This window comes from Hydrogenophaga sp. GW823-FHT04C09 (assembly GCF_058796355.1).
This window is the reverse complement of record NZ_JBXAIO010000002.1, coordinates 543,303-555,814: the sequence shown is the minus strand read 5'-3', so window position 1 is coordinate 555,814 and position 12,512 is coordinate 543,303. Positions and strand designations below refer to the sequence as shown.

General features: G+C 70.1%; 10 protein-coding genes, 1 pseudogene and 1 riboswitch. Of the genes and pseudogenes, 7 read left to right on the top strand and 4 right to left on the bottom strand.

The genetic code is table 11. The features are described 5' to 3' along the window. Positions 1–19: 19 nt before the first annotated feature. The 3 genes from AC1Q9M_RS07800 to AC1Q9M_RS07790 are packed head-to-tail and all read right to left on the bottom strand — an operon-like array spanning position 20 to position 3,511. Positions 20–1,126: a porin gene (locus tag AC1Q9M_RS07800; RefSeq protein ID WP_492433176.1), complete on the bottom strand. Its 1,107-nt coding sequence runs from the start codon at positions 1,124–1,126 to the stop codon at positions 20–22. 34 nt (positions 1,127–1,160) lie between these two features. Then, positions 1,161–2,174 (bottom strand): PDR/VanB family oxidoreductase, encoded by a 1,014-nt coding sequence (locus tag AC1Q9M_RS07795; protein WP_492433174.1) that lies wholly within the window; start codon positions 2,172–2,174, stop codon positions 1,161–1,163. Further along, on the bottom strand, positions 2,171–3,511 hold the full coding sequence (locus AC1Q9M_RS07790) for a Rieske 2Fe-2S domain-containing protein (protein ID WP_382323554.1): 1,341 nt from the start codon (positions 3,509–3,511) through the stop codon (positions 2,171–2,173). Before AC1Q9M_RS07790 ends, AC1Q9M_RS07795 begins: the two co-directional genes overlap by 4 nt. A 122-nt stretch (positions 3,512–3,633) precedes the next feature. On the opposite strand from AC1Q9M_RS07790, the gene AC1Q9M_RS07785 reads away from it, so the two are divergent. Further along, a complete protein-coding gene (locus AC1Q9M_RS07785; RefSeq protein ID WP_382327219.1) occupies positions 3,634–4,596 on the top strand; it encodes a LysR substrate-binding domain-containing protein in 963 nt (320 codons plus the stop codon). 61 nt (positions 4,597–4,657) lie between these two features. Further along, positions 4,658–6,670: a spermidine synthase gene (locus AC1Q9M_RS07780; RefSeq protein WP_492433171.1), complete on the top strand. Its 2,013-nt coding sequence runs from the start codon at positions 4,658–4,660 to the stop codon at positions 6,668–6,670. A gap of 48 nt (positions 6,671–6,718) precedes the next feature. Here the strand turns inward: AC1Q9M_RS07780 and AC1Q9M_RS07775 are convergent, their stop codons facing one another. Then, positions 6,719–7,270 (bottom strand): glycine zipper 2TM domain-containing protein, encoded by a 552-nt coding sequence (locus AC1Q9M_RS07775; protein ID WP_382323551.1) that lies wholly within the window; start codon positions 7,268–7,270, stop codon positions 6,719–6,721. Positions 7,271–7,363: 93 nt separating this feature from the next. Further along, positions 7,364–7,478, top strand: a riboswitch (TPP riboswitch). A 117-nt stretch (positions 7,479–7,595) separates the two neighbouring features. Between AC1Q9M_RS07775 and thiC the strand changes: the two genes are divergently transcribed. The 5 genes and pseudogenes from thiC to AC1Q9M_RS07750 all read left to right on the top strand — a co-directional run bounded on the left by thiC (position 7,596) and on the right by AC1Q9M_RS07750 (position 11,380). Beyond that, positions 7,596–9,464: a phosphomethylpyrimidine synthase ThiC gene (gene thiC / locus AC1Q9M_RS07770; RefSeq protein WP_492433170.1), complete on the top strand. Its 1,869-nt coding sequence runs from the start codon at positions 7,596–7,598 to the stop codon at positions 9,462–9,464. A 10-nt stretch (positions 9,465–9,474) separates the two neighbouring features. Further along, positions 9,475–9,702 (top strand): annotated as a pseudogene (locus tag AC1Q9M_RS07765) (DUF1653 domain-containing protein); the annotation flags it as partial. Between the two features lie 21 nt (positions 9,703–9,723). Next, positions 9,724–9,930 (top strand): oxidoreductase-like domain-containing protein, encoded by a 207-nt coding sequence (locus tag AC1Q9M_RS07760; RefSeq protein WP_492433408.1) that lies wholly within the window; start codon positions 9,724–9,726, stop codon positions 9,928–9,930. A 126-nt stretch (positions 9,931–10,056) separates the two neighbouring features. Further along, the gene (locus tag AC1Q9M_RS07755) at positions 10,057–11,118 is read left to right on the top strand and encodes a 3-oxoacyl-ACP synthase III family protein (RefSeq protein ID WP_382323549.1); all 1,062 of its coding nucleotides are present in this window, start codon (positions 10,057–10,059) and stop codon (positions 11,116–11,118) included. Next, on the top strand, positions 11,111–11,380 hold the full coding sequence (locus AC1Q9M_RS07750) for an acyl carrier protein (protein ID WP_382160577.1): 270 nt from the start codon (positions 11,111–11,113) through the stop codon (positions 11,378–11,380). Before AC1Q9M_RS07755 ends, AC1Q9M_RS07750 begins: the two co-directional genes overlap by 8 nt. The last annotated feature ends 1,132 nt before the right edge of the window (positions 11,381–12,512 follow it).

Genomic DNA, 12,512 nt, shown 5'->3' with positions numbered 1-12,512 from the left:
TGAAAACGTGCCGTGGGTTTCAGAAGCTGTGGCGCATGCCCAGCATGAAACCGGTCTGACCGCGCCCGGCCAGCGGTGCGGCGCTGGCCAGCTCGCCCGCGGAAATCGAATAGGCCGCCAGGCGGTCGTTGGACACCCGGCCCAACAGCGCATAGGCCGAGGTGCGCCGGCTCAGCGCATAGTTCCCGCGCAGCACGAGCATGCGGGCGTTCGCGTCGGGTCGCTCGTCGCGCAGCTGCAGCACCTGCGCGTCCACGCTCCAGGCGCCGGACAGGGGCACGTTGGCGCCGACGAACACGAGGTCGGTGGACAGCGGGGTCGGCGAGGCCCGCAGCCGGCGCTGGATCCAGCCGGCGCCGATCTTCGCGCTGCCCAGCTTCGCGTAGCCGGTGAGGAGGGTGCGGCGGTCCAGGTTGCCGGCGGCCGGCAGCGTGCCGGGAGGCTGCCCGAAGAAATTGCCCGCGGCGCCCCCCTTCTGCAGGTCGTGCGCCAGCGCCACACCCCAGCGGGGTGCGTCGTACTTCACCATGGCCGACCAGGCGCGGCACTCGCGCGCCGTGTTCTCGCCCGCGCAGTTGGCCGGCGCCAGGGCATCGCGCCCCAGCGAATAGGTGGCACCGACCGTGAGCGCGCCGAAGCTGCCCCGGTAGGCGATCGCGTTGTCGGTGCGGGCGTTGGGCAGGTAAGGGTCCAGCGCGGCCGAGCCGAACACCGCCGGGCCCACCACGTCGGCATCGAGCATCGAATAGAAGCTCATGGTCCAGTGGCGCCCCAGGGTCAGCGTGCCCCAGGGCGCGGAGAGGCCCACGAAGGCCTGGCGGCCGAAAGCCCGCCCGCCCTGCAGGGCCGTGCCGTTGTCCACGCCGAAGCCGGACTCGAGCGTGAACACCGCCTTGAGGCCGCCGCCCAGTTCCTCGTTGCCGCGCAGCCCCCAGCGCGAGGGCAGCTGCCCACCGCTGAGCGAGGGCATGCGGGTCACGCTGGCGCCGGACGCACCCACGTTGCTGAGGTGCTCCACGCCGGTGTCGAGCACCCCGTAGAGCTGCACGCCGCCGGGCGTGGGTGCTTGTGCGTGGGCGCTGGTCAGCGCGCCCAGCAGGGCCGCCAGGGTGAGGCTGGTTTTCATGGGGTGTCTCCTCGTTGTGGGGAAAGGGTTGGACTCAGAGGTCCAGGGTGAGAAACGGGCCGCGCGCGCGCGAGACGCACAGCGCGATGCAGCCGCCTTGCGCTTTTTCGGTGTCGGTCAGGAAGCCGTCGCGGTGGTCGACCTCGCCCTCCAGCACGGGGGTGACGCAGGTGCCGCAGATGCCTTGTTCGCACGCGGTCTCGACGGCCACGCCCTGCTCGCGCAGCGCGTCCACGATGGTCATGTGCGCCGGCACGGTCACCGTGCGGGCACCGCGCGCGAGGCGGACCTCGAACGCGCTGTCGGTGGCCTCCGAGGCGGTGGTGGGCGCGGCGAAATGCTCCAGGTGCACCTGGCCGGGCGGCCAGTGGCGCGCCGCCACCGCGAGCACCGTGTCCATGAAACCGGCCGGTCCGCACAGGTAGAGGTGGGCGCCCGCAGGCGGCCTGGACAGCGCGCGTTCCAGCTGCTCGCGCACCGCCTCGGGTGGCAGGCCGCACCAGAGCCGGCAGTGGGCCGAAAAAGGATCGGACGCCAGCAGCTCCCGGTAGGCCGCGTGCTCCGCGGCGCGCACGAAATGCAGCAGCTCGAACGGCTTGCCACCGACCTGCAGGTGGCGCGCCATGCTCAACAGCGGCGTGATGCCGATGCCGCCGGCGACCAGCACGCTGTGCGCCGCATCCGTCAGCAGCGGGAAATGGTTGCGGGGCGTCCCGATGTCGAGCACGGTGCCGATGGCCACGGCCTCGTGCAGGAAGCGCGAACCGCCCCGCGAGGCGGCCTCGAGCTTGACCGCCACCGTGTAGCTCGCGCGGTCGCCGCCATCGCCACACAGCGAATACTGGCGCACCAGGCCGGGCTTCAGATGCAGGTCGATGTGCGCACCGGGCGTGTAAGCCGGCAGTTCACCGCCGTCGAGCGCCTCGAGCGTGAGCTCGCGCACGTCCAGCGCCACGCGCCGGGCCGAGCGCACGCGCACGCGCACGCGAATGGTCTCCAGCCCCTGGCGAGCCGGTGCCTGCCGCTCGGCCACGATGAGCGCGCTCATGCCGCCGCACCAGCGTGCGAACCGGCGGTCTGGGGCGCGAACAGCGTGGCATCGGCCGCGTAGCGGGCGCAATACGCTTCCTTGGGCATCGCGTTCGGCAGCTCGCCGGTGACCACCACCATGTCCCGGAAGTCGTTCTCCTGCGCCTGCCGCACCACGCCGCGTGGATCGCCACCGGCCTGCACGGTGTCCACGGCTTCGTCGAGCATGCGGCGCGCGCGCACGATGGCGATGTCGGACGACGACAGGTGCTCGTCCCTTTGCTGGTGGACCACGCCCTGCGACTGGGTGATCGCAATGTCGTGCACCGAGAAGCACTGGCCCAGGCCCAGGTACTCCTCGCGCTTCATCGCCTCCCGGTTCTGCGCGTACAGGCCGTCCTTGCGCCGCCACATGCGATCGCCCTCCTCCTTCTCCGCCTGGTACTGCTTTTCCAGCGCCGCCGTGTCCAGCGACCCACTGCGGTGGAAGATGAACTCCCAGCGCCAGTGGCGCTCGTCGTCGATCGGCACGTCCCACAGCATGGTGAGGCCCCCTTCACCGAGGTAACCCTCGAAGCCGCCCACCGCGCAGGCGTTGGGCATCACGAAGTTGGTGATGCGCAGGGAGCAGCGGTCCGTGCCTTCGATCTGCCGGCGCGTGTACAGGCGAACACCAAAGCGCGTGTCCTCGATCGACAGCTCGGGGCGCGCCTGGTTGGCGAACACGCCCCAGCGCGCCTTCATCTGCTCGTCCGCCAGTTCTAGCTGGTGCAGGTACGAGGTGTGAACCGGGTCGATGTTGCCTTCGCTGGCCTGCAGCCAGTTGCACTCCCCGAGCCAGCGCGTGGTGTAGCAATGCGCCGCGCCGCCCTGCAGCGCCGGGTAGTTCGGGAACAGCGGCGGCTCTCCGGGCCCCATGTAGGCCCAGAACGCGCCCGCGGCCTGGTGCAGCGGATAGGACTTCATCTGGATGCGGTGCCTGGCCGTGGCCGAGGCCTCCGCGGGCTGATCCAGGCAGCGGCCCGCCACATCGAACAACCAGCCGTGATACGGGCAGCGGATGCCCCCGTCCTCGATGCGACCCAGCGCGAGGTCGGTGCAGCGGTGCGCGCACTTGCGGTCGATCAGGCCCACGCGGTCCTGGTCGTCGCGAAAGAGCACGAGGTCTTCGCCCAGGATGCGGATCGGTTGCGGCGGCGCGCCGGCCGGCAGGGACGCCACCAGCGCCACCGGCTGCCAGTAGCGGCGCAGCAACTCGCCGGCGGGTGTGCCGGCGTTGGTCTGGGTGAGGTACTGGTGGCGGTCGGCACCCCGGGGTCTGGCGTGGAGGGTGATGGGCTTCGCGAGCTCGTTCATGGCGGTCAACTCCTGAAATCAGATACAAGTATTTCTGCTAACAGAGTTAATCTAGTTCTATGTCTCGCGCGTTTGAATGGTAGATTCACCGAAACCGGACATCACTTTTTTTCATGGCTCGCATGGACGTCAAACAACTCCAGAATTTCTGCAAGGTGGCCGAGGTGGGCAGCCTCACGGCGGCGGCCCACGGTCTGGGCCTGACCCAGGCCGCGCTCAGCCGGCAGCTCGCGATGCTGGAAGCCGAACTCCAGGTGGCGCTGTTTCGCCGCACCGGCCGGGGCCTGGACCTCACGCCCGCGGGGCGGCGGCTGCTGGAGCAGGCCCACCTGGTGCTGCAGCAGATGGCGCAGATTCCGCGCGTGGTGCGGGGCGACGGCAAGGCGGCCCGCCTGAGCCTGGCCGTGGGCCTGCCGCCCAGCCTGGCGCGCACCATCGTGGTCCCGCTGGTGGAAGCCTTTCAGAACGACATCCCCGAAGTCGCGATGCGCTCGGTGGACGGCCTCTCGGCCAACCTGATGGACCTGGTCGCGGCGGGCAAGCTGGATTGCGCGGTGGTCTACAACACCGCCCCCACCGACAAGGTGCTGCTCACACCGATCGCCGAGGAAGACCTGTACCTCGTGACGGCCCAGGCCATGGCCGGCGGCACCGAGCCCGGCAGCTCGGTCCCGCTGGCCGACATCGCTCGCCTGCCCCTGATCACCGCGGGCGAGGGCAATGCCATCCACGTCACGCTCTCGGCCGCGCTGGCCCGGCTGGGCAAGACCGCCCAGGTCGTGCACGAGATCGCCAACCTCACGGCCATCCTGGACCTGGTGCGCAACGGCCATGGCTGCTCGGTCATCCCGCTCAGCGGCGTGCACTCCTGCATCGGCGACAAGACCGTGCGCCTGCACCGCATCCGGCGCCCCGCGCTGCGCTGCTCGCTGTTCATGGCGGTGCCCGCCCGCTCCGACGACCCCCTCACCGTGAGCGAACTGGACCTGCTGCGCAAGGTCGTGGTGCGTCAGCTGCGGCAGTTCGACGACGAGGTCGAGGCCTTCATCGCCGAAGGCCGGCGGCGGCATCCAGCGGCGTCCTGAGCGGTCCGTTCGGGGGCACAGCGGCCATACTCCGGCATCGCGTCGCTCAGGACCCCTCACCATGCCTCTGTTCGCAGCCACGGTTTTCCTGTCCGCTTTCCTGCTGTTCCAGATCCAGCCCATCGTGGCCAAGATGATCCTGCCGTGGTTCGGTGGATCGTCCTCGGTCTGGACGCTGTGCATGGTGTTCTTCCAGGTGGAGCTGCTGCTGGGTTATGCCTATGTGCACCTGGTGCACGAGAAGCTCAGCGCGCGGCGCCAGCCCTGGGTGCACGGCGTGCTGCTGCTGCTCAGCCTGGCCACCCTGCCTGTGGTGGCCGATCCGTCCTGGAAGCTCGACGCCCAGGCGCACCCGACCTGGAGCGTGCTCGCCGTGCTGGCCACCACCGTGGGCGTGCCCTACCTGCTGCTGTCCACCACCGGCCCGCTGATGCAGGCCTGGTACGCACGCGCCTTCGTGGCCCGGGGCGTACAGCCCTACCGCCTGTACGCGCTGTCCAACCTGGCGTCCATGCTGGCGCTGCTGTCCTACCCGGTGCTGGTCGAGCCGGTGCTGGCGGTGAAGCCACAGGCCTGGGTGTGGTCGGCCGGCTACGCGCTGTTCGTGCTGGTCTGCGTGGCCACGGCGGGCTACACGGTGCGGCGCCAGAACGGCGCCACGGCCCACACCGCCCAGCTCGAAGACGCGCCCCGCCCCAGCTGGCGCGAGTGCCTGCTGTGGGTGGGCCTGGCGGCCACCGCCTCCATGCTCTTGCTGGCCATCACGCGCCACCTCACGCAGGACGTGGCGCCCGTGCCCTTCCTCTGGGTGCTGCCGCTGGCGCTGTACCTGCTGAGCTTCATCCTGTGTTTCGACGCGCCGCGCTACTACGTGCGCCCGCTTTTCCTGGGCGCCCTGCCGCTGGCCTTCGTCGCGCTGGACTTCGCGATGAACGAAGGCCTGGACGTGCCGGTGCTGGTGGCCCTGCTGTGCGCGGCGGTGTTCGTGTTCTGCATGGTCTGCCACGGCGAGCTGGTGCGCCGGCGCCCGCCGCTGCGCCACCTCACGCTGTTCTACCTGATGCTCTCGGTGGGCGGCGCACTGGGCGGCCTGTTCGTGGGCTTGGTGGCACCAGCGGTCTTCAACGCCTACTTCGAACTGCCGCTGGGCCTGTTCCTGTGCGCGCTGCTGACGGTGCGGGTGCTCTGGCCCGGGCTGCGCGCGCGCTGGCGCGCCGCCCTGCTGCTGGCGCTGCTGCTCTACGGCGCGCGCCTGGCCAGCATCTCGCTGGACTACGTGCAGGGCTACACCGAGGTGGTGCGCAACTTCTACAGCCAGACGCGCATCGAGCAGAGCGTGGACGAGGACGGCCTGGGCCCGGTCCGCAAGATGGTGCACGGCAGCATCACGCACGGCGAGCAGTACCTCAACCACCCGAAGCGCGCCACCGCCTATTACTGCGAGCGCACCGGCATCGGCCGCGCGCTGTTGAGCCTGCCCACCGACCGGCCGCGCAAACTCGGCGTGGTGGGCCTGGGCGCGGGCACGCTCGCGGTGTACGGCCGGGCGGGCGACGAGATGCGCCTGTACGAGATCAACGACCAGGTGCTGGACCTGGCGCGGCGGCATTTCACGTTTCTCTCGGACAGCGCCGCGCGCACCGTGCCGGTGCTGGGCGATGGCCGCCTGATGCTGGAGCGCGAGGCCCCGCAGGCCTTCGACCTGCTGGCCATGGACGCGTTTTCAGGCGACTCGATTCCCACCCACCTGCTCACGCTCGAGGCCTTTGACGCCTACCAGCGCCACCTGCGGCCGGACGGGCTGCTCGCGGTGCACATCACCAACACCTACCTGGACCTGCGCCCGGTGATGGCCTCGGCCGCGTTGCACATGGGCAAGGTGGCGCTGCTGCTGGAATTGCCCTCGGGCCATGGCGACCCGTTCTGCCGGCGCTCCTCGTGGGTGGTGTTCGTCAACCCGGCGCAGGCGGCAAACCTGCCGCCCGCCTTGCGGGATGCTCAGGTGCTGACACCGCGCCCGGGCTTCCGGCCGTGGACGGACACCTTCTCCAACCTGTTCGACATCCTGATCTGAGGGCCGCTCGGCGCCGTTGCACTTTCTTGCAACTGCGCCGCGCCGGCTTCACGACTTCGCGTCGGGCGGTGGTGTGGTCACCACCTGGCCGTCCTTCACCGGCAGCGTCGCGCCGGGCTTGAACGAGGTGCGCACCGTGCCGTCCTTGCCATCCAGGCGGTAGGTCACCTGGTAGCCGCTGAGCTTCTGCGTCTTTTCGTTGACCGTCTTGCAGCGCCGCTCCACCGAAGCGACCGTGTCCTTCTGCTGCATGTTCTTCTGCACCTGGTTGCCGGCGTAGCCGCCAGCCGCGGCACCGGCCACGGTCGCCAGCGTCTTGCCGCTGCCGCCACCAATCGTGCTGCCCAGCAGGCCGCCGGCCACGCCGCCGATCACCGAGCCGGCGATGCGGTGCTGGTCCTTCACGGGCGCCTGCCGCTGCACCGTCACGTCCTCGCAATGCTCGCGCGGCGTGACCACCGTGGCCATGACTTCCTTCACCTCGACCACCTCGGCGACTTTGGGTTTCATGAGCGTCTGGTAGCCGGTGACGCCGCTGGCGCCGATGACGACCGTGGCGAGCCCGCCGACGACCAGGCCCTTCATCATTGATTTGTCCATGTTTGCATCCTGCCTTTCTGTGGAATCCATCTTGCGCGGCAATCTATCGCTGTTCTGTCGTGTTCTTGTGACAAAGCGTGTCCGCGTACACTCTGCCCTGCTCCGGGGTGCACGGACTCGAAAGGGTCCGGCGCTGAGACGGCTTGACGGCCGAACCCGTGAACTTGATCCGGTTAGTACCGGCGAAAGAAGAGCGCATGCCCCACGGCGGCATGCGGGTGCGGCCCTTCCCCCGGCGGAAGGGCGGCGCCCGCGCACGCGGTCACTGGGGCGGTCCTCCGGAGCATTCATCCATGCCCATCCACCGGAACCGGAGACCGCCACCATGAACGCCCCCGACAAGATCCCCACCGCCTCGCTCGCGCTCAGCCGCGAACCCTTTCCCGCCTCCCGCAAGATCCACGTGCCCGGCCAGCTGCCCGGCGTGAGCGTGCCCATGCGCGAGATCGCGCTCACCAACGGCGAGCGCGTCGTGGTGTACGACACCTCGGGCCCGTACTCGGAACCGACGGCCGCGATCGACGTGACGCGCGGACTGCCCGAGGCGCGCGGTGCCTGGATCGCCGCGCGCGGCGACACCGAAACCTACGAGGGCCGCGCGCGCCAGGCGCTGGACGATGGTGTGAAACACGAAGCCCGCGAGGCCGAACGCATCGAGGCCTTGCGCGCCTCCGCCATCGGCCTGCAGCGCACGCCGCGCCGCGCGCGCACCGGCTCGAACGTGACGCAGATGCACTACGCGCGCCGCGGCATCGTCACGCCCGAAATGGAATACGTGGCCGTGCGCGAGAACGGCAAGCGCGAATGGATGGCCGAGTACCTGGGCGACGCGGCGCGCGAAGCGCGCCTGCGCGGCAACCCCATGGGCGCGCGCATCCCCGAGATCATCACGCCCGAGTTCGTGCGCGACGAGGTGGCGCGCGGCCGCGCCATCATCCCGGCCAACATCAACCACCCCGAGGTGGAGCCGATGGCGATCGGCCGCAACTTCCTGGTCAAGGTCAACGCCAACATCGGCAACTCGGCCGTCACCTCCAGCATCGAGGAGGAAGTAGACAAGCTGGTGTGGGCGATCCGCTGGGGCGCGGACAACGTGATGGACCTCTCCACCGGCCGCAACATCCACACCACGCGCGACTGGATCGTGCGCAACTCGCCGGTGCCCATCGGCACGGTGCCAATCTACCAGGCGCTGGAGAAGGTGGGCGGCGTGGCCGAGGACCTGAGCTGGGCGATCTACCGCGACACGCTGATCGAGCAGGCCGAACAGGGCGTGGACTACTTCACCATCCACGCCGGCGTGCGCCTGCCCTTCATCCACCTCACCGCGAACCGGCGCACCGGCATCGTCTCGCGCGGCGGCTCCATCATGGCCAAGTGGTGCATCACGCACCACCAGGAGAGCTTTCTCTACACGCACTTCGACGAGATCTGCGAAATCATGAAGGCCTACGACGTGAGCTTCTCGCTCGGCGACGGCCTGCGCCCCGGCAGCGCCGCCGACGCCAACGACGAAGCCCAGTTCGCCGAATTGAAAACCCTGGGCGAGCTCACGCAGACCGCGTGGAAGCACGACGTGCAGACCATGATCGAAGGGCCGGGCCACGTGCCGATGCACCTGATCCAAGCCAACATGGACGAGCAGCTCAAGCACTGCCACGAGGCGCCGTTCTACACCCTGGGCCCGCTCACCATCGACATCGCGCCCGGCTACGACCACATCGCCTCGGCCATCGGCGCGGCCATGATCGGCTGGATGGGCACGGCCATGCTCTGCTACGTGACGCCCAAGGAGCACCTGGGCCTGCCCGACCGCGACGACGTGAAGCAGGGCCTGATCGCCTACAAGATCGCCGCGCACGCGGCCGACATCGCCAAAGGCCACCCCGGCGCCCGCGCGCGCGACGACGCCATGAGCAAGGCGCGCTTCGAGTTCCGCTGGCACGACCAGTTCAACCTCGGCCTGGACCCGGACACCGCGCGCGACTTCCACGACGAGACCCTGCCCAAGGACAGCAGCAAGGAAGCCCACTTCTGCAGCATGTGCGGGCCGAAGTTCTGCTCGATGAAGATCACGCAGGACGTGCGCGACTACGCCGAACAGGGCATGGCCGGCAAGTCGGCCGAGTTCAAGGCCGCGGGCGGCGAGTTCTACGTGCCGGTGCCGTCGATTCCGATCAAGGCCGGCGCCTAAACTCCCCGCCATGACCGACGACGACCTGCCCCCGCTGAACCCCACGCCACCTGGCCTCTACCGCCACTACAAGGGCGGCTGGTACGAGGTGCTGGACACCGTGCGCTGCAGCGAGACCCTGCAGGGCATGACCCTGTACCGCGCGCTCTACGGCGGCTGGGGCCTGTGGGTGCGGCCGGCGGCCATGTTCGCGGAGGTGGGCACGTTCGAGGGGCGCGAGCAAGCGCGCTTCACGCGGCACGACCCGGCCGGCGTGCCGCTGGCCGACCTGCCCACCGCGCAGGCGCTCGTCGCCTACCTGCGCGGCCTGGCGCAGCGCCGGGGCATGGACCTGGACAGCGCCCTGCGCCCGCCGCCGCCCGAGCCCGCCACCTGCTGCGGGCGGGGTTGCAACGGCTGCGTCTGGGAAGGCTTCTACACCGCCCTGCACCACTGGCGGGAGGACGCGCTGGCCCGTCTTTTGTGACATTTGACCGGCCCCGGGCCCGGGCGGCGCCTCGGCCCGGGGCCCTTCCGTATACTGGCCGGGGTACAAAACCAGCGCCCCGCCTCAGCGCCCAGGGGACGCGACCGAATCAAAGAGGGAAGTCGAGTGAGTCAATCGAACATCGGCGGTTTCCGCATCGCAGGCATCAGCACGTGCCTGCCTCCGATGGTCGTGGACAACCTCGACCCGGCCCTGGGCTTCCCGCCGGAGGACGTGCGCAAGGTCGTGGCCATGGCCGGCGTGCGCGAACGCCGCGTGGTGGACCCGTCCATCACCTCGGCCGACCTGTGCCACCGCGCCGCCACGCGGCTGATGGAGCGCCTGGGCTGGGCGCCCGAGAGCGTGAGCGCGCTGATCTTCGTCACCCAGACGCCCGACCACTTCCTGCCCTCCACCAGCTGCCTGCTGCAGCAGCGCCTGGGCCTGCCCGACACCTGCGCCGCGTTCGACGTCGGCCTGGGCTGCTCCGGCTATCCCTATGGCCTGTACATCGCGGCCGCGATGCTGCGCGCCGGGGGCCACCAGCGCGTGCTGATGCTGCACGGCGAAACGCCCAGCCGCTTCGTGAGCCCCGAAGACCAGGCCACCGTGCTGCTGTTCAGCGACGCCGGCTCGGCCACCGCGCTGGAGCTCGACGACACGCCCGGGGCCGGCGGTCAGTTCGTGCTGCACACCGATGGCAGCGGCGCCAACGGGCTGATCCTGCGCGGCGGCGCCTTCCGCGACCGCGAGCCGACCAACCCGCGCCACCACTTCCTGGAAATGGACGGCGCGGCCATCTTCAACTTCACCATCAAGCGCGTGCCCCCGCTGATCGCCGAGACGCTGGCCTTCGCGGGCAAGACCGTGGCCGACGTCGACGCCTTCGTGTTCCACCAGTCCAACCGCTTCATCATGAAACACCTGATGAAGAAGAGCGGACTGCCGGACGACCGGGTGCCGATGTCCATCGAGGACAGCGGCAACTGCGGCGGCCCCTCGGTGGCCGTGGCCATGACGCGCCGGCTCACCCCGCCCGCGCCGGGGCAGCGGCTGCACTGGATGCTGCTGGGCTATGGCGTCGGACTGTCATGGGGATCGGCCATGATCCAGATCGACGACCGCGCCGTGCTGCTGCACGACGACGGTGAAGGCCTGTCATTGAATCGAGGTGCCACCGATGAGTGAGAAATCCAAGACCCAGGTGTCCGTGAGCGATGCCCTCGCCATGCTCGCCGAGTGTTTCAACCTGCCCGTGGAAGACATGCACGCCGACCTGCAACGCGACGCCATCGACGACTGGGATTCCATGGGCGCGCTCATGCTCATGGCCGAACTCGACGAGCGCTTCGGCATCGAGCTCACGGCCGAGGTGTCGCGCGAGATGACCCGCATCGGCGATGTGCTGGCCTTCCTCAAGGTGCACGGGGTGCTGAGTGAAAACGCCTGATGTGCGGCGCTCCGTGGCGCCCGCGCCCCGCCTGCCCGAGCACGAGAAGCTCGGCCGGCTGGTGGCGCGCAGCCTGGGGCTGGACGCCACGGCGCTGCAGCTCGGCCTGAACCCGGCCCTGCTCGCCGACCTGCCCGAGGTCATCGCACTGCGCCGCGAGCACCTCAACGGCGGCTGGGACGACGACACCTACCTGCGCTGGCGCTACCGGCTCGGGCGCGCCAGCGGCGGCTTTGGCGACCTGTGGTGCCTGCGCGCCAAGGGCCGGCTGCTGGCCATCATCGGCGTGGAGGAACTGCGCGTCGAGCACGACGGCCAGCTGCACGCGGGCGCCCAGGTGATGGACCTGCTGGTGCGCCCCGAGACGCAGGAGTCGGGCCTGGGCATCTGGCTCAACCAGGCCATGCTCGCGCGGTACGACTTCACCCTCGCGGTGGGCGCCAACCAGAACTCGGCCGGCATCGTGCGCCGCATGTTCGAGCCGCTGCCCTCGCGCCTGACCTTCACCCACCCGCTGGACCTCGCGCCCTTCGTGCGCCGCCGCTGGCCGGCGGTGGCCGGCCTGCCCCTGGCCATGCGCGTGGCCAACGGCGGCCTGGCCCTGCGCCGGCTCGCGCTGCGCCGCCACCGGCCGCGCGGCCTCACGCTGGAAAACACCACCCAGCTCGACCCGGCACTGGCCGTGCCCGACACCCTCGATCCGGCCAGCGTGCACCTGCGCCGCGACAGCAGCTACCTGCAGCAGCGGCTGCTGGGCAACCCCCGGCGTTCGCTCGTGGTGCGCGTGGCGCGCCGCGAAGGCAAGGTGGTGGGCCTGATCGCCTGGGCGATGGAAACCGACGACAAGGGCCGGCCCGAGCTGCACGTGATCGACTGGCACCACGACAACGACGCCACCCTGATGGGCCTGCTGCACGACGCGGTGCGCGAAGCCGCCGCCCGGCGCTGCAGCTGCGTGCGGCTGAACCTGCAGGACAGCGCCACGCAACGCGTGGCCGCGCGCGCCGGCTTCCTGCCCTCGCGCGACGACGAAGGCCGCCTGTGCGGCGTGCAGTCGCGCGACCCGGCCCTGGGGGGGGGGGTGGGGGGGGGGGGGGGGGGGGGGAAAGAAGCGAGCGACGAAAGCGACGCG

Coding starts and splice junctions, on each gene's coding strand:
- AC1Q9M_RS07800 (WP_492433176.1), bottom strand. CDS start 1,126: ATGAAAACCAGCCTCACCCTGGCGGCCCTGCTGGGCGCGCTGACCAGC.
- AC1Q9M_RS07790 (WP_382323554.1), bottom strand. CDS start 3,511: ATGAACGAGCTCGCGAAGCCCATCACCCTCCACGCCAGACCCCGGGGT.
- thiC (WP_492433170.1), top strand. CDS start 7,596: ATGAACGCCCCCGACAAGATCCCCACCGCCTCGCTCGCGCTCAGCCGC.
- AC1Q9M_RS07780 (WP_492433171.1), top strand. CDS start 4,658: ATGCCTCTGTTCGCAGCCACGGTTTTCCTGTCCGCTTTCCTGCTGTTC.
- AC1Q9M_RS07775 (WP_382323551.1), bottom strand. CDS start 7,270: ATGGACAAATCAATGATGAAGGGCCTGGTCGTCGGCGGGCTCGCCACG.
- AC1Q9M_RS07750 (WP_382160577.1), top strand. CDS start 11,111: ATGAGTGAGAAATCCAAGACCCAGGTGTCCGTGAGCGATGCCCTCGCC.
- AC1Q9M_RS07785 (WP_382327219.1), top strand. CDS start 3,634: ATGGACGTCAAACAACTCCAGAATTTCTGCAAGGTGGCCGAGGTGGGC.
- AC1Q9M_RS07795 (WP_492433174.1), bottom strand. CDS start 2,174: ATGAGCGCGCTCATCGTGGCCGAGCGGCAGGCACCGGCTCGCCAGGGG.